This window comes from Prochlorococcus sp. MIT 1323, from assembly GCF_047304905.1.
In the GTDB taxonomy this organism is placed as follows: Bacteria; Cyanobacteriota; Cyanobacteriia; order PCC-6307; family Cyanobiaceae; genus Prochlorococcus; species Prochlorococcus marinus_D.
Map to the genome: position 1 here is coordinate 172,742 of NZ_CP138973.1, position 14,821 is coordinate 187,562.

The 14,821-nt window shown below is 52.8% G+C and carries 16 protein-coding genes and 2 tRNA genes; 8 read left to right on the top strand and 10 right to left on the bottom strand.

The annotated features are described in order from the left end of the window. The first annotated feature begins 244 nt into the window (after positions 1–244). Positions 245–1,624 (top strand): FAD-binding oxidoreductase, encoded by a 1,380-nt coding sequence (locus tag SIB68_RS00760; protein ID WP_081215478.1) that lies wholly within the window; start codon positions 245–247, stop codon positions 1,622–1,624. Between the two features lie 11 nt (positions 1,625–1,635). Here the strand turns inward: SIB68_RS00760 and SIB68_RS00765 are convergent, their stop codons facing one another. The 5 genes from SIB68_RS00765 to murA all read right to left on the bottom strand — a co-directional run bounded on the left by SIB68_RS00765 (position 1,636) and on the right by murA (position 6,038). Beyond that, the gene (locus SIB68_RS00765; RefSeq protein ID WP_063399608.1) at positions 1,636–2,175 is read right to left on the bottom strand and encodes a pentapeptide repeat-containing protein; all 540 of its coding nucleotides are present in this window, start codon (positions 2,173–2,175) and stop codon (positions 1,636–1,638) included. Positions 2,176–2,196: 21 nt separating this feature from the next. After that, complete coding sequence (locus SIB68_RS00770) at positions 2,197–3,438, bottom strand: bifunctional folylpolyglutamate synthase/dihydrofolate synthase (RefSeq protein WP_063399607.1); 1,242 nt, start codon at positions 3,436–3,438, stop codon at positions 2,197–2,199. Beyond that, positions 3,439–4,620 carry an aspartate aminotransferase family protein gene (locus SIB68_RS00775; protein ID WP_063399771.1) on the bottom strand — a complete coding sequence of 394 codons (1,182 nt, stop codon included), beginning with the start codon at positions 4,618–4,620 and terminating at the stop codon, positions 3,439–3,441. Between the two features lie 8 nt (positions 4,621–4,628). Next, positions 4,629–4,710, bottom strand: a tRNA-Leu gene (locus SIB68_RS00780). 23 nt (positions 4,711–4,733) lie between these two features. Further along, on the bottom strand, positions 4,734–6,038 hold the full coding sequence (gene murA / locus SIB68_RS00785) for a UDP-N-acetylglucosamine 1-carboxyvinyltransferase (RefSeq protein WP_063399606.1): 1,305 nt from the start codon (positions 6,036–6,038) through the stop codon (positions 4,734–4,736). A gap of 158 nt (positions 6,039–6,196) precedes the next feature. On the opposite strand from murA, the gene SIB68_RS00790 reads away from it, so the two are divergent. The 7 genes from SIB68_RS00790 to SIB68_RS00820 all read left to right on the top strand — a co-directional run bounded on the left by SIB68_RS00790 (position 6,197) and on the right by SIB68_RS00820 (position 11,201). Next, positions 6,197–6,280 (top strand) — tRNA-Leu (locus SIB68_RS00790). Positions 6,281–6,316: 36 nt separating this feature from the next. Then, complete coding sequence (locus SIB68_RS00795; RefSeq protein ID WP_063399605.1) at positions 6,317–6,565, top strand: hypothetical protein; 249 nt, start codon at positions 6,317–6,319, stop codon at positions 6,563–6,565. 31 nt (positions 6,566–6,596) lie between these two features. Continuing rightward, complete coding sequence (locus tag SIB68_RS00800) at positions 6,597–7,424, top strand: TrmH family RNA methyltransferase (protein ID WP_063399604.1); 828 nt, start codon at positions 6,597–6,599, stop codon at positions 7,422–7,424. Between the two features lie 5 nt (positions 7,425–7,429). After that, entirely contained in the window at positions 7,430–8,899 is a 1,470-nt protein-coding gene (locus tag SIB68_RS00805; RefSeq protein ID WP_063399603.1) for a dihydrolipoyl dehydrogenase, read from the top strand. A 63-nt stretch (positions 8,900–8,962) separates the two neighbouring features. Further along, positions 8,963–9,868, top strand: coding sequence for an indole-3-glycerol phosphate synthase TrpC (gene trpC / locus SIB68_RS00810; RefSeq protein WP_063399769.1), 906 nt, complete (start codon positions 8,963–8,965; stop codon positions 9,866–9,868). Between the two features lie 329 nt (positions 9,869–10,197). Further along, positions 10,198–10,416: a hypothetical protein gene (locus SIB68_RS00815; RefSeq protein WP_236068880.1), complete on the top strand. Its 219-nt coding sequence runs from the start codon at positions 10,198–10,200 to the stop codon at positions 10,414–10,416. A gap of 104 nt (positions 10,417–10,520) precedes the next feature. Continuing rightward, entirely contained in the window at positions 10,521–11,201 is a 681-nt protein-coding gene (locus SIB68_RS00820; protein WP_063399767.1) for a hypothetical protein, read from the top strand. A gap of 20 nt (positions 11,202–11,221) precedes the next feature. Here SIB68_RS00820 and sodX read toward each other — a convergent pair whose 3' ends face one another. From sodX to SIB68_RS00845, 5 genes are all read right to left on the bottom strand, one after another. Continuing rightward, complete coding sequence (sodX, locus tag SIB68_RS00825; RefSeq protein WP_063399601.1) at positions 11,222–11,578, bottom strand: nickel-type superoxide dismutase maturation protease; 357 nt, start codon at positions 11,576–11,578, stop codon at positions 11,222–11,224. Positions 11,579–11,588: 10 nt separating this feature from the next. Further along, positions 11,589–12,062, bottom strand: coding sequence for a superoxide dismutase, Ni (gene sodN / locus SIB68_RS00830; protein WP_063399600.1), 474 nt, complete (start codon positions 12,060–12,062; stop codon positions 11,589–11,591). 89 nt (positions 12,063–12,151) lie between these two features. Then, the gene (locus SIB68_RS00835) at positions 12,152–12,784 is read right to left on the bottom strand and encodes an FKBP-type peptidyl-prolyl cis-trans isomerase (RefSeq protein ID WP_063399599.1); all 633 of its coding nucleotides are present in this window, start codon (positions 12,782–12,784) and stop codon (positions 12,152–12,154) included. Between the two features lie 1,040 nt (positions 12,785–13,824). Beyond that, complete coding sequence (locus SIB68_RS00840; RefSeq protein ID WP_196757087.1) at positions 13,825–14,019, bottom strand: class IIb bacteriocin, lactobin A/cerein 7B family; 195 nt, start codon at positions 14,017–14,019, stop codon at positions 13,825–13,827. A gap of 111 nt (positions 14,020–14,130) precedes the next feature. After that, positions 14,131–14,289, bottom strand: a complete 159-nt coding sequence (locus SIB68_RS00845) for a hypothetical protein (protein WP_196757086.1) — start codon at positions 14,287–14,289, stop codon at positions 14,131–14,133. Between the last annotated feature and the right edge of the window lie 532 nt (positions 14,290–14,821).

The window sequence follows — 14,821 nt, forward strand, 5'->3', positions numbered from 1 at the left end:
CTAAAAGTTATGAGCCTGTTATGGCTGATGGGCTTTAACGGAGAAACTGGTATTGATTGTAGAACTTGCACATGTAACTATAGTTCTACGGGTGGAGATATTGTTTAGATCTAGTCACTAATAGTAGCTTTGGAGATCTAGGTAGGGTCTAGTTTGCTTATGCTTTTAAAGTTGAATTAGCTGCTAGGTCTAGAGATTTAGCCGCTTTGGAGGCTTGCTTGGCTGCTTAACGTTTGCTCTGTTGATGGATTGCCGCTATCAATTTGTCTTAGCGGTTTGGCCGATGACCAGCACCAGACTCCTTGCCGATTGTTGTGCCGAGCTGACGGCCGTTGCTGATTTGGAGCTCATTGATGCGCCGGTGGAGTTGAAGCGCTTTTCACGGGATGCCTATGACTTCTCTCCTGTATTGCTTGAGCAGCTGGAGGGCTGTTGCGCCGAAGTTGTTGTCCGCCCCCATACGGTGGCGGCGGTGGCGGTTGTGGCTGGTGCTTGCACGAGGTATGGCATCCCTTTGACCCTGCGAGGTTCAGGAACAGGGAACTACGGCCAGTGCGTTCCTCTCCAGGGGGGGGTGGTCATGCTGATGGGTGAACTTTCTAAGGTTCGGCATCTCGATCCCGACACGGGAGTAGTGACGGTGGAGTCGGGCTGTTTGCTGCGCGATCTAGATCAACATCTTTCTCTCCATGGTCGGCAGCTGCGTCTGCTGCCATCTAGCTGGCGAAGTGCTTCGGTGGGTGGATTCGTGGCTGGCGGCTCGGGTGGGATTGGTTCTGTGCGCTGGGGTTTCTTGCGGGATCCAGGCCATCTGTTGGCTTTGGAGGTCGTGACCGCTGAGGATTCGCCCCAACAGTTGCAGTTGGATGCGGCTGGATCGGAGGCCCTCAATCATGCTTACGGCAGCAATGGCATCATCACGGCCTTGAGCTTGGCAACCGCTCCGGCTGTGCCCTGGCAGGAAGTGATGATCGATTGTGAGGATTGGTCAAAGGCCGTGGCCCTTGCGCTCCGCTGTACTCGTGCAGCAGTTGATCTGCATCTCTGTAGCTTGCATGAGCGACCAATTGTCGATCAGCTGCCTCAGTGGTGTGGTGCTTCTAATGGTCAGCATCGCCTGCTGCTACTTGTGGCTCCCGATGGTGTTAGCACCCTGAAGCGTCTGGCAGCAGAGGCAGGAGCTCATTGCAGGGTATGGGGCCCAGAGGCTGATCGGGGTGGCACAGGGTTGCGTGAGCTCACCTGGAACCACACCACGATGCACATGCGTGCTGTCGATCCCGACTGGACCTACTTGCAGATGCTTTTGCCACAGCCTGAGTTAGCTGCGATGCAGGTTCTCAAGCAGCAATGGGGCGATGATCTTCTTTGGCATCTGGAGGCGGTGCGCCAGCAGGGTGTGCAACGCCTGGCTGCATTACCCATCGTCCGCTGGCGCGGCCGGCAGTCGTTGGAGCAGCTAATGAACGATTGCCGGCAGCTTGGGGCTGTTTTGTTCAACCCGCATGTGATCACTGTTGAGGATGGCGGGCTTGGGGTTGTTGATGCCGATCAGGTGGCGGCTAAGCGACGTTATGACCCCAAGGGTGTGCTCAATCCAGGCAAGTTGAGGGGCTGGTTGTAACAGCCATTCGTTCAGCAATTCAAGCTCTCGAAGGTTGCGATGCCGGTGATCTGGTTGATGCCGTCGGCATCAAGGCAAAGGCGGCGCTGGTCATCAAGATCGAGTAGCGCATCGCTGAAGTCGGCACCATCAATCTGCGCTCCTGCGAAGCTGCTGCCTGAGGCAATCACCCCTTTGAGGACACTATTGCGCAGATCCGTATCGACGAAGTCGACACGATCCATCAGTGCATCAGAGAGGTCAGCGCCGCTGAAGTTTGATTGGGTAAAGGTTCCTTGGGTGAGGATCGCGCCACGCAGATTGCTGTTGCTGAAGTCGGCAGCTCGCGCAACGGCACCAGCGAAGGATGAGTTGGAGAGGTCTTGTGCGTGGAAGTCTTTCCCGTTTTGGTTGGTGAGGGTGTAGTCCAGTCGTTCTTGGAATAGAGCCCGATCCTGTAGCCCAACCCCTGAACTGGTGTCGAGAGCCTGCGCAGGGATAGCGATCAGCAGGCAAAGCATCCAGCCCAGAAACGTCATCAGGCTTTGACGTTGCGACAACAAGCTCGGCATCGGCTTTACGGCAGCACCCTTTCACTCTGCCTTGATGGTTTGCTTTGCGAGAAGATCACCTAATAAATAGAGGGAACCAGCTACAACTGGAGGTGGATTTGGCCATCGATTCTGTTTGAGCAGGATGGAGAAGACCTGTTCAACATTGTCAGCAGATTGGAGTTGGCTTGATAGGTCCGGGCAGTGTGCTGCGAGTTGGTGTTGCGTCCAGCTGCAGTGTTCTGGCACCGGCACGATCCAAGCCAGATCGCTTGGCTTGAGTAAATGGCGAAGCATGGCTGGTGCTTGCTTGTGGGCTTGTAGACCAAGCACCCAGCAAACCCCAAACTCTTGATTGCTCCACTGCTGCCGCTCTTGGGCCAACCGTTCGGCTGCTGGTGGGTTATGGGCACCATCAATGAGCACTGGTTGGCTTTGCCAGTGAACGGTCTGCAGCCGCGCAGGCCAGTAGGCGTTGGCCAGCCCTGTGCGAATGACGTCTTGATTGAGTCGCCAGCCAAGTGGGGCCAGGGATTCAAGAGCACCCTTGGCTACCGCCGCGTTCTGCCGTTGCAAGACTCCTGGTAGTCCCAAGTCCCAGTGTTCTGGGAGGGGTGAAACCCATTGCAAGCGGGCTTGTTGATGTTTTGCCTTGTCTTCAAGAATGCTCGCCACTTCAGCTTGTTGGCGAGCACTGATGACAGCAGCCCCAGGACTGATGACGGCACTTTTTTCTGCTGTTATCTCTTCCAGGCTGTAACCAAGGTGTTCGCAGTGGTCGAGGCCGATGTTGGCCATGGCAATGATTGGTCTGTATGGATGAGCTGTGGTGGCATCGAGGCGTCCTCCGAGGCCCACCTCAAGCACAAGCAGCTCTACCTCGCAGGATCTGAAGTGATCAAAAGCCGCGGCCATCAATAGCTCGAAGGGGGTGAGTCGGTGAGTTTGGGCAAGGGGTTGAAGGGCGGTGAGTCGTTGGCGTAGCTCAACGATTGAGATCAGCTCACCATCGCTGCTGATTCGTTCACACCAGCTCACGAGGTGAGGTGAGGTAGTCAGACCCACGCGAATGCCAGCGGCCTTAAGGCTGCTGGCAATGAAGCTGGCGATGGATCCTTTGCCATTGGTCCCTACGACCTGAATGGCTGGAATAGAGGCACAGGGGTTTCCCATGGCCTGCAGTGCTTGTTGCATGCGTTCAAGGCCAAGATCCATCCCCCGCTGATCAAAACGAGGGATCAGATCGCTTAAATCTTCCCTGCTTGGACTTGTGGGCTTGGCCACTTAGCGGAAGTGCGCCAGGGTGGCCTCCAGACGTTGGAGCAGTTGGCGGATTTCATTTGGTTTAATCACCAGCGGCGGCACCATCCGCACAACCTTTGGGCCTGCTGCTATCACCAGTAGCTTTTCTTCAAGGGCGGCTTGGGCGAGATTTGGGGCTGTGAATGTGCTTTCGTCTTGGAGCACCAATCCCTGCAGTAGCCCCCAGCCTCTTACCCCTTTGAGTTGCCTCGGGAAACGTTGCACTAGGTCAGTGAGGCCTTCGCGAAGCTGTGCGCCTCGTTGCTGGACCTTTGAGATCAAACCCCGTCGTTCGATCTCCTTGGCAACTGTGAGAGCTGCCTTGCAGGCAAAGGGATTGCCGCCAAAAGTACTGGCGTGGTCACCTGGTTCGAAAAGATCAGCGTGCTGTTTGACAAGCAACGCTCCGATGGCATGGCCTCCCCCGAGTCCTTTGGCCAAGGTGAAGGCATCTGGTTCGACCCCAAGCTGCTGATACCCCCACCAGTGACCACAACGGCCCATCCCGACCTGAACTTCATCAAAGATCAGCAGGATCTGATGCTGGTTACAGAGCTCTCTAAGGCGCCGGAAGAAGCTTGCTTCGCCTGGATTGACTCCACCCTCACCTTGCAGTGGTTCGATCAGCACGGCGGCAACAGAGGGTCCCTGAGCTTCGAGGCGATTTAGCTGCTGCTCGAAGGCTTGGAGGTCATTGAACGGGAAAAATTCAAAGCCCTCAACCATGGGTTCGAAACCTTTGTGGTAGTTGGGCTGACCTGTGGCACTTATGGCGGCAAGTGTGCGGCCGTGGAAACTGGAATTGGCGGTGAGAATGATTGGCCGATCAATGCCGCGATGGCGATGACCGTGTTTGCGAGCAAGCTTGATGGCGGCTTCGTTGGCTTCTGCACCGGAATTGCAGAAGAACACGCTGTCTGCACAGCTGTTTTCTACTAACCAATGGGCAAGAGCCTCTTGTTCAGGAATCCGATACAGATTGGAAACATGCTGAAGTTGTTTCAGCTGCTGGCCAAGAGAGCGGCGCAGGGCCCGGTCACTGTGACCGAGGGAGCAGGTCGCGATACCGGCAACAGCGTCAAGGTATTGACGACCATTGTCATCCCATACCCAGCATCCTTTCCCGCGTAACAGAGTGACGGGAAAGCGTTTGTAGGTGCCCATCACAGCAGTGGGAGCGGTGGGACTTGAACCCACATGCCCGAAGGCGCTGGATTTTGAATCCAGTGCGTCTACCAATTCCGCCACGCTCCCGTGGAGGTGATGTTATGCCAGGGTCATCCTGAGGGCTGATGCCGAAGGATATGGGCTCCAGATGAATTCAATTTGGTTTCAATCCCGTCATAACCTCGATCGAGGTGGTTGAGGCCATCAACTTGACTGATGCCGCGTGCGGCAAGACCTGCTAACACGAGCGCCGCTGCGGCTCTTAAGTCGTTCCCACTGACTGGTGCAGCACTGAGTTGGGGGATGCCTTCGACCACAGCCGTGTTTCCTTGAAGACGAATCGAAGCGCCCATTCGTTGCAGCTCAGCGACATGCTGCATGCGGTTTTCGTAGATCTTTTCTGTCACCACGCTTGTGCCTTTGGCTGTGGTTAACAGGGCCATAAAGGGGGCCTGCAAGTCCGTTGGGAAGCCTGGGAAAGGTTGGGTGATGATGTCAACGCCATGAAGATCTCCAGGGATCAGCGTGATTCCTTGCTTGTCAATCTCAAGGGTGCAGCCGCAATCTCTCAGTTTCTGGAGCACGGCATTGAGATGCTCAGGGATGACTGGAGACACTCGAACAATCGAGCGGGTGATTGCCGCTGCGATCAGGAAGGTCCCTGCTTCAATGCGATCAGGTATCACCGAATAGTTGCAGCCGTGTAAACGTTCAACGCCTTCGATGGTGATGATTGGACCACCAGCACCGCTTACACGAGCACCCATGGCATTGAGCATTTTGGCCAGGTCTTGAACCTCAGGTTCCTGGGCAGCGTTTTCGATGGTGCTAGTGCCTTCCGCCAACACAGCTGCCATGAGAATGGTCTCGGTTGCACCGACACTTGGGCAGTCGAGCACGATTGCAGCACCTTTCAGTCGCCGCGATGTTCCTGGTACTGAAGCTGTGACAACGCCATGCTCAACTTTCACCATGGCACCAAGAGCTTTAAGCCCTCTGATGTGCTCAACAACAGGCCGGGCTCCGATGCGGCAACCACCTGGCAGGGGGACTTTGGCGTGACCGAGTCGTCCTAGCAGTGGGCCGATGCAGAAAAAGCTAGCTCTAAGGCCATTGACTAGATCGTAGGGAGGTTCGGCGTGATGAAGGTCATCAGCCTGCAGCCAAACGGTCTCCTGACTCCGTTTTACACGTACCCCCAAGGAGGCGAGGATGTCTGCCATCCCCTGTATATCTGTGAGCTGGGGGACATTGTGCAGCTCAAGGGGGCCTTCGCTGAGAAGGGCTGAGGTCATCAGCACGAGGGCAGAATTCTTAGCTCCGCTGACTTTCAGCTCTCTGGAAAGAGTATGTCCGCCTTGAATCTCCAGATGCGGCTTGAGAATCTCTTGAGATATGGATACCGCTGCGGGCATGTCCCGTTAATTATTCTTGAACGAAGACATATTGACAATTACATGTGAGACAGTCTAGACGTCCAGACCTCAAACTGGTTCAAAACTGTCAGGTTGAGATAAGGCTGTCTGGCAGTCGATGTCTTATCGTCTTGATGTCGCTTGCGCGACGCACGCCAGCGGATGTGGCGGAATTGGTAGACGCGCTAGTTTCAGGTACTAGTACTAGCAATAGTGTGGGAGTTCAAGTCTCCCCATCCGCATTATCTTGAATGAGTAATCGACCTCAAGCTGCATCCATGATTGTGCTCAAGATTAACAATGCCTCTGAGTTGGTTGCTTCAAAAGTGGGTCGTTTCCTTGAACGTCTAACCCCTGATGATTTAGACAGTTCCACTGTGGAAGATCAAGTCATCAAAAAGATGATTGAAAGTCTTGCTGCTGAAGGCTTGAAGGGTGAAATCGCAGCAGTCAATGGGCTTGATATTGATGGCGAACAGATTGTCCTGAATGAAGGTTTGAAAGTGCGTCAGCAAGCAACATTCTGAGGTTCTGTAGATCGGAGCCCATTCCTCGCTATTGATTTCAAGTCGCCGCAATCCTCTGGTGCGGAGATTGAAACTCCTCGCTAGCAGGGAAGGACGTCAAGGGCAGTCTTTGCTGCTGCTTGAGGGAACCCACCTGCTCCAGGAAGTGTTGCGAACCACGCATCGTCCTAAAGAGATTGTGGCGACCAACTTTTGGCTGGAGCGTCATGGGGATCTTGTGCAGGCTTTGCCTGCAGAAACCTTGATTCATCTGGTTACCCCAAGTGTTTTGGAGGCTTCGTTGACGACAGTCAGCCCAGATGGTGTCGCGAGCCTTGTGCCCCTTGATTCTCTTCCGCAGGCTGTTAATCAAGCCAAGTTTGTGTTGGCTTTGGATCGACTGCAGGATCCTGGCAACCTTGGCACCTTGCTGCGAACAGCCTTGGCGGCAGAGGTGGAGGCGGTTTGGCTTGCGTCTGGGGCGGATCCCCTTAGCCCAAAAGTGCTGAGGGCTTCGGCGGGGGCCATCCTGCAGTTGCCCCATCAGCGCTTCGGGTCATCAGGGCAGGAGGCTGTGGAGCAGTTAGCTGAGCAACTTGAATGTGCTGCTAGTCGCGGCTTACAGGTCGTGGCCACCATGGTGCCGGGCTCTTCTGCAGCTCATTCTTGTTTGCCTTATTGGCAGCTGGACTGGAGAAAACCGACTGTGTTGGTGCTAGGCAATGAGGGATCCGGCCTGCATCCGCGGCTGCAGGCGTGTTGTACTGATTGCGTCACCTTGCCGCATAGCGCTGCGGTTGAGTCGCTCAACGTGGCGGCGGTGGCGGTGCCACTACTGCTTGAGCGGCGACGAGCCACAATGACCTCTTCCACGCAGTAGTTCGGGTGAGCGAAGCCAGTTTCGACTTCGATGTGATCGTGATCGGTGCGGGTTATGGCGGTTTTGATGCCGCCAAGCATGCCGCTGATGATGGTCTCAAGGTGGCGATTGTGGAATCAGGTGATATGGGCGGCACTTGCGTGAATCGAGGCTGTGTGCCATCTAAGGCATTGCTCGCTGCCAGTGGAAGGGTGCGTGAGCTGGCTGATGCTGAACATCTATCTGGTTTCGGCATTCATGCTGCACCTGTGCGTTTTGAACGCCAAAAGATTGCTGACCATGCCAACCAGTTGGTGGCCACGATTCGCAGCAACCTCACCAAAACGTTGCAGCGGGCTGGTGTCACGATCCTGCGGGGCCATGGACGATTGGAGGGAAGCCAGCGAATTGGCTTGAGAGAAAAAAGTGGTGTGGATCGGGTACTCACCGCAAGGGATGTGATCCTTGCCACAGGCTCTGATCCATTCGTGCCCCCTGGGATTGAAACCGATGGACGCACGGTTTTTACCAGTGATGAAGCCGTGAACTTGGAATGGCTGCCGCGTTGGATTGCCATTATCGGCAGTGGTTATATCGGCCTTGAATTTGCCGATGTTTATACGGCTCTCGGTTGTGAAGTCACGATGATTGAGGCGTTGGATCGGGTCATGCCAACCTTTGATCCCGACATCACCAAGATGGCAGCTCGGCATTTGATTGAAGGACGTGACATCGATGCTCGTGCTGGTTTGCTGGCTAGCAAGGTCACTCCTGGCTGCCCGGTAAGGATCGAATTGGCGGAGATGAAAAGCCGTGAGCTGGTGGATAGCTTGGAGGTGGATGCGGTGCTCGTCGCTACTGGTCGGGTGCCAAGTAGCAAGGGGCTCAATCTTGAGTCGGTTGGTGTGGAGACCAATCGCGGCTTTGTGCCGATCGACGACAGCATGAGGGTATTGGTCAACGGAAAGCCGTTGCCTCATCTTTGGGCCGTCGGGGATGTCACTGGCAAGCTGATGTTGGCCCATACAGCTGCAGCACAGGGCACTTTGGCTGTCGACAACATCCAGGGACACTCCCGCACGATTGATTACCGCAGCATTCCAGCCGCAACCTTCACTCATCCGGAGATCAGTTCAGTGGGGTTGAGTGAAGCTGATGCCAAAGATCTTGCCGCCAAGGATGGGTTTGAGTTGGGGAGTGTGCGCAGCTATTTCAAGGCCAATTCCAAAGCACTAGCAGAGCTGGAGAGTGATGGATTGATGAAGTTGTTGTTCCGCAAAGACAATGGTGAAGTTCTTGGTGCTCATATCTATGGATTGCATGCCGCTGATTTGATCCAGGAGGTAGCCAATGCGGTGGCACGACGTCAGAGCGTTGTTCAATTGGCCACTGAAGTGCATACCCATCCCACCCTTAGTGAAGTGGTGGAAGTGGCCTATAAACAGGCGGCCAAACAGCTTGATAAGGCGGTTGTTGCCTCGGCCAGTGCTTCCTAGGCCGCTGTTTTTCAAGCAGGTCTTAGCCCTGCGATTCACTGTTTTTAATTGCACTATCACCCGATGGAGATCCGCAGACGTCCGCCCAATCCAAGTGTCAAGGTGGCGCATTTGCAGTACGCCATTCCCCACGCCGATGCTGAGCCGCGCCACATTCTTGAGAAGATTGTTTGGGAAAAGGACCGTGAAGTTGAGACGGCAAGACAGCGCGTACCTCTAGAGACGCTTAAATCTCAGATCGCAGACTTGCCCATCCCTCGAGATTTCATTGCTGCCTTGCGTCAAGCTTCGGTGGCTCCGGCAGTGATTGCTGAAGTGAAGAAGGCCAGCCCAAGTCAAGGTGTGATCCGTGCGGACTTTGACCCTGTTTTGATCGCCAATGCCTATGCGGAAGGTGGTGCTAGTTGCTTGTCTGTGCTGACCGATAAGAGCTTCTTTCAGGGTGGATTTGAGGTGCTTGTTGAGGTGCGGCAGACGGTTGGACTACCACTGCTATGTAAGGACTTCATCCTGACGCCATATCAGCTTTATCAGGCGCGTGCTGCAGGTGCAGATGCTGCCTTGTTGATTGTGGCGATCCTCTCTGATCAGGATCTGACGTATTTGAGCAAGGTGGCCAACAGTCTTGGACTCACTGTCTTAGTGGAAGTGCATGATGCTGAGGAACTTGAACGGGTTCTCAACCTTGGTGGTTTCCCACTGATTGGCATCAATAATCGTGACCTCACCACCTTTGAGACAGATCTTGAAACCACTGAAACACTGAGCAAGCAATTCGCTACTCGATTGCAGCAGCAGGGTGTCTTGTTGGTGAGTGAATCGGGCTTGTTTAACCGCGCTGATTTGGACAGGGTTCAGGCAGTAGGCGCTGAAGCTGTGTTGGTAGGAGAAGCCCTGATGCGTCAGTCGGATGTTTGTGCTGGCTTACAGCAGCTGATGATTGGAGACGAAGGAACGAGCAACAGCTGATCACTTTTTTTCTCTTTTATTTGAGGAATCGTTGCGATGTATTGCCACACTAAGAGGTTGATCTGAGCTTGCGGTGAGTTAAGGATGAGCCGTTGCTCTTTGAGCTCAAGACGAGCTTGGTTGAGGTCTTGGTGAGTGTCTTTAAGTTCCTTGTTTTGGTTGGCGTTTTCTCGAGATCTTTCGCTGCTTCCTTGTTGCGTTAATTCTGTTTGTTTCTCATAGGTGTCATCCTTCTGTGTCTCATCTTCTAACTATTTCAGGGATTTTCCAGGGGGTGGTCCTGTTGTTTCGATTCAACAGCCTTGATGTGATGACGACACAAATTGGCAATGCTCGATGTTCTTGAGTTGCCTGAGCTGATTGCCTCTTTACGTGCAGATCATGTTGAGAAATCATTGCGCTTGCTTGCAGACGACGACTTTGATAATCAGATGAGATCTCTGATTAACGAGCGTTCGCAGCGCTTATTTGCGGATCAAGAGGCAAGCGACTGTTGTGTTGAGTTCCTTGCTTCTCTGCGCGATGAACAGCTCAAGGCCCATGCATGAGCAGAGTTTGCCCACAATGCTTATTGCGCCTGATCTGTTCAGCAGTGGCATCAGCGCAATTCCACCCTCAATCCGTCAGACTTCCTCTTGACTGTTTCGATTTCATGCTGATCAGCATCCTCACGGGCTTCGCTGCGGGAGCCCTTCATGTGGTGGGTGGTGCTGATCATCTTGTTGCCATCGCACCGAGCGCATTACGTAAGCCCGCTACGGCATTACGCAGTGGCCTTGCTTGGGGGATTGGCCATTCAACAGGTGTTCTGGTTCTTTCAACCATTGCCATTGTTTTGAAAGACCTTGTTCATATCGAGCGCATGTCCTCCTGGGCCGAATTCTGCGTGGGAGTGGCGTTGCTTGTGGTTGGAGCGATGGCAATTCGTACTGCTCTTGGCCTGGATATCCACACCCATCAGCACACGCATCAGCAAAACTATGGTCACGCCCATGACCATCAACATGTGCACCTGCATCTGCGTGGGCGACACCAGCACGGGCGACATGCTCATGCAGCAAGCAGTCTTGGCCTCCTTCATGGCTTAGCTGGGGCCAGCCATCTAATTGCAGTGATTCCCGCGCTGGCCTTGCCTCCTCTTGGGGCTTTGATCTATATGGCGGCTTATCTGTTGGGTTCCATCGCAGCGATGGTTGCCGTTGTTGGTGCGATTTCCTTAGCCACATTGCGTGTGGGGCGTCGTGCCTTGCCCTTGCTGGTTGGATCAACAGGTGGGCTATCGATCATCACGGGCTTCTTTTGGTTGCAGCAAACATCCCCTCAGCTTCTTTGATTGCCTAATTTGCTGGGCTCTTATGCGCTGAAGGGAACACGCCATACGCATTCAGCGATGCCAAGCAGGCTGTCGCGATTCACCAAACCGAAATGCCGGCTGTCTGTGCTTGCTTGCTCGTTGTCACCACGTAGTTCCAGCCCGGAATTGTTGATTGCAATCAGGCGTTTGATCAGCAGGGTTGCTGGTTGCAATGGATGACGGACAACCACAACGCAGCCTGCCTTGAGCCGCCTGTCATCGCTGGTGATCGGTTGAAAGATCACCAGGTCGCCAGGGGCAAGGCTGGGGCTCATTGAGTCTCCATCGACACGAGCGTGGCGACGAAGACCTGAAAGCAGCAGGAACAGCGAACGCCAGTTCGCTGTTGGCATCATGTTTGTTGGCTTAACTGGCTCTCACCCAGGCGTCATTGCGACCCTTGGATTTCCAGAACATCGTGTGAATGGCTTCCACAGCTTTGATCAGTTCATCTGCCTTGGATTGATCGATGTTGACCTTGCAGGCGCTGCAGAGCTTGGCCGCTTTCCAGAAGATGTCATGCAGATTCGGGAAAGTTGCCAGATGCTCTGGCTTGAAATAATCCGTCCAGAGGATCAGCAGCTCGTTTTTGGTTTGCTGAGCTTGTTCTTCCTTGATGGCGACGAAACGGGAGAAGGTGTTGTTGTAAGCCGCCCAAGCAGCCGGATCGTTGCCTGAGGGAGGCTGCAGTTCGAGCAGCTTTTTGGTCATCGATACGACGGCTTCAGCTGAGACTCTTGCCGAGGCGGGATCGTAAACGCCGCAAGGGCCATCACAGTGAGCCTGGACCGAAGCGGCCGGCAGGTTGCTGTGAAGTGTAGAAAGTGCCGAGCGCAACATCTGGCAGGTAGAGAAAGCCAAACTGAGCCTACCCAGGCTGATTGCTAATTGGGTTTGCTTTTGATTTGATTTTCTATTCAGCCTTTAGATCATTTGATGCCCAGGAGTTCGACTTCGAAAATCAACGTGGCGTTGCCAGGGATGACACGGCCTGCGCCGCGGCTTCCGTAGCCAAGCTCTGGGGGGATGACCAGCTTGCGCTTGCCGCCCACCTTCATGCCAGCAACGCCTTCATCCCAGCCTTTGATCACTCGTCCAGCACCGAGGGGGAACTCGAACGGCCCACGTTTGTAGCTGCTGTCGAATTCCTGGCCGTTTTCCAGTGTGCCGCGGTAGTTCACGGAAACGGTTTGGCCTGCTGTGGCCTCCGGGCCATCGCCGATCTTGAGGTCCGTGATGCTTAGACCACTGGCTGTTAGTTGGGATGGTTCTGCTTCGATTGGGCCGCCAAGGGCTGAGGCATTGGCTTGCGCGGCATCGATTTCAGCAGCATCTGCCTTGGAGCCGTTGATCGCCATCTTGAACAGTGTTGGGTTGGGATCGTCGGGGTCGAGTTCAAGCACTGCCATGCTCAAAGCAGCTGGCTCGCCAGTTCGCACCTCTGTCTGAACGGCATTCACATTGCTGTCGGCGACCACAACTGAGGGTGACACGATCTGGCTGACAAAGGCCACAACCACGCACACCACAAAGACGGCTGCACTGATGAAGATGTCGCGCACTGAATCTCATTGATCAATCAACATGATTCTGGCAGCAGTTGCAGCTTTCGGCTGCGCTTGAGTCATGTCTGCTGTTTCAGTTGCCTTCGCTGCTGCTCCAGCTAGTTGACCCTGCAGAGCAGTTCATCGAAGTCTTTCTGGCTAGCTAAGTCGAAACCCTAGAAAAATCTTGCCGCGTTTACGTTCAAGCTTGAGAGGCATTGATTGGATTGGCTCAGGAATTTTTTTTACCACGCAGGCACTTGAATATGGCTTCCAGTAGGGCAGAAGCATGTGGTTGATTTAGGCATCTAAGGTTTACCCCTTCTTGAAGACATAGATATAAAATTGATCTCTTGATGTGACTGAGGACCCAGCAAAAATTGACGATAGAAGTAAACTTTAATAGTGGTTGATCTGTGCCATGTTTTCTTTTGTTTCAGATCCATCTAAGAGTTGTGGTATTTGCTTCAGCCTTGCATCCCAACTCCAAGGACGTTGTTATTGGCTTGGTGAGATTCATTGTTGAGGCTATTGGTGCAGCTAGCCAATCGTCCGGGTCGAAGGAAATGGACTTTTCTGCTGGACACCATCAAGCATGACTTGGTGAAGTAAAACATTGATTCAATAGCTTAACTCTGCTCTGGAAATCTTCTCAGCTGTACTCGTTGTTAGCTTCATTATTCATTCATTCCTTTATTAGTCATCTTTGCCGATAGTTTTACGTCTCTGTAATAAATGATTTGTCATTGGTTTCATGCTCGCAATAAAAAGCCCCGTAGGTTTTCGGGGCTGTATCTAATACGAAGCGGCTAGTTGTTACACTCTGCATTTTGAACGGATCCTATTGGTTCGTAATCTCACCAATTAGGATATCTAGTTGCAATAGGCAGGCAGGGCTTATTGAATTCTTCCCATTTTGGGAATTTAATTCATCCACCCTCTTTTACACCGCCAGAACAAAGCGATAACTGAGCAACTTTCAGTTGATGGTCTTACTTGGTTGTCATGGTTAAGTAGTGAATTTGATGTTAATTTAAAAACAAGTAGAACTATTCATTTTACTTGAGTAGTTTTGATACTCCGTATGCAGCTCCACCGCCAACTGCAGCGACAGCAGCGACAGCAGCGCCGCCGAGTTTAACTGCGACTATAACTGCAAGAGGACCGAGGCCACCAGAAACATGCTGTAGTTGATCAAGAGAAATCTCTTCATCAATAATTTCGCTTGTGAGAGAAGAAGTTGAATTAGTCATGGTAAAAGTCAATCGTCTTGTGAGTATCGAGATTTTGTTTCCCGATGTCTCAACAATGCCTGAACTATTCATCTTGCTCAGTATTTCGGATCACAGACTTTTTGGGTTTTCTCACAGCAGTGCTTGCTTTAGATCAATGCTTAGAAAGCTTGTAAATGTGATGGTATTTGCATCGAAGGCAATCAAGCCGTCGGTCTTAAACATCCAATCAACCTTAAAACCATGGCGAATCTCAGCCCTGACTGCCACAACAGTGAACTGCTTGACCAAGAGCTGACTACTGAAGAACTATCTGATGTTTCTGGTGGCCGGCTTCCAGTAAATCCCTCTGGTCCCAGATGGTGGTCGGGTGGAGCGATATGTCGCTGGCCTTGGGATGTATATAGGCGGTAGATACTGGGAGTAACTTAATCTCTCTATTCGTGTCTATTAGGTAATCCCCATTCTGCGATCTTCAATTCAAGAATATATTAGCCAATCCCTTGCACTTGCAGGGGATTTTCTTTTGTCTGCAAATACTATAAATCTCTTAGAAAGATTATCGATAACTGGCAGCTTCCTGTATCTTTAATGTTCAAGATTACGTGGATCCGGTCAGTCTATATGATTATAGTTACGCGCCAGTACAAATCATCAACTTCTCATCTCTAAATAATGTCATTATCCCCTTAAGTAACCCTCATGACTGCAACGGAAGATCACCGTTTCTGATTCCATTTGTACCAGGGAGCCTGACTGCAGCTTGACTCTGCCTCCTTGGCGATATTGTTGAGTCAATAAGAAATATCGCCAGTGGTGGCAA

Excerpts from the sequence above, each read along its gene's own strand:
- SIB68_RS00765 (WP_063399608.1), bottom strand. The coding sequence starts at position 2,175 with ATGCCGAGCTTGTTGTCGCAACGTCAAAGCCTGATGACGTTTCTGGGC.
- SIB68_RS00795 (WP_063399605.1), top strand. The coding sequence starts at position 6,317 with ATGATTGTGCTCAAGATTAACAATGCCTCTGAGTTGGTTGCTTCAAAA.
- SIB68_RS00760 (WP_081215478.1), top strand. The coding sequence starts at position 245 with ATGGATTGCCGCTATCAATTTGTCTTAGCGGTTTGGCCGATGACCAGC.
- sodX (WP_063399601.1), bottom strand. The coding sequence starts at position 11,578 with ATGATGCCAACAGCGAACTGGCGTTCGCTGTTCCTGCTGCTTTCAGGT.
- SIB68_RS00815 (WP_236068880.1), top strand. The coding sequence starts at position 10,198 with ATGCTCGATGTTCTTGAGTTGCCTGAGCTGATTGCCTCTTTACGTGCA.
- sodN (WP_063399600.1), bottom strand. The coding sequence starts at position 12,062 with ATGTTGCGCTCGGCACTTTCTACACTTCACAGCAACCTGCCGGCCGCT.
- SIB68_RS00775 (WP_063399771.1), bottom strand. The coding sequence starts at position 4,620 with ATGGGCACCTACAAACGCTTTCCCGTCACTCTGTTACGCGGGAAAGGA.
- trpC (WP_063399769.1), top strand. The coding sequence starts at position 8,963 with ATGGAGATCCGCAGACGTCCGCCCAATCCAAGTGTCAAGGTGGCGCAT.
- SIB68_RS00840 (WP_196757087.1), bottom strand. The coding sequence starts at position 14,019 with ATGACTAATTCAACTTCTTCTCTCACAAGCGAAATTATTGATGAAGAG.
- SIB68_RS00820 (WP_063399767.1), top strand. The coding sequence starts at position 10,521 with ATGCTGATCAGCATCCTCACGGGCTTCGCTGCGGGAGCCCTTCATGTG.
- murA (WP_063399606.1), bottom strand. The coding sequence starts at position 6,038 with ATGCCCGCAGCGGTATCCATATCTCAAGAGATTCTCAAGCCGCATCTG.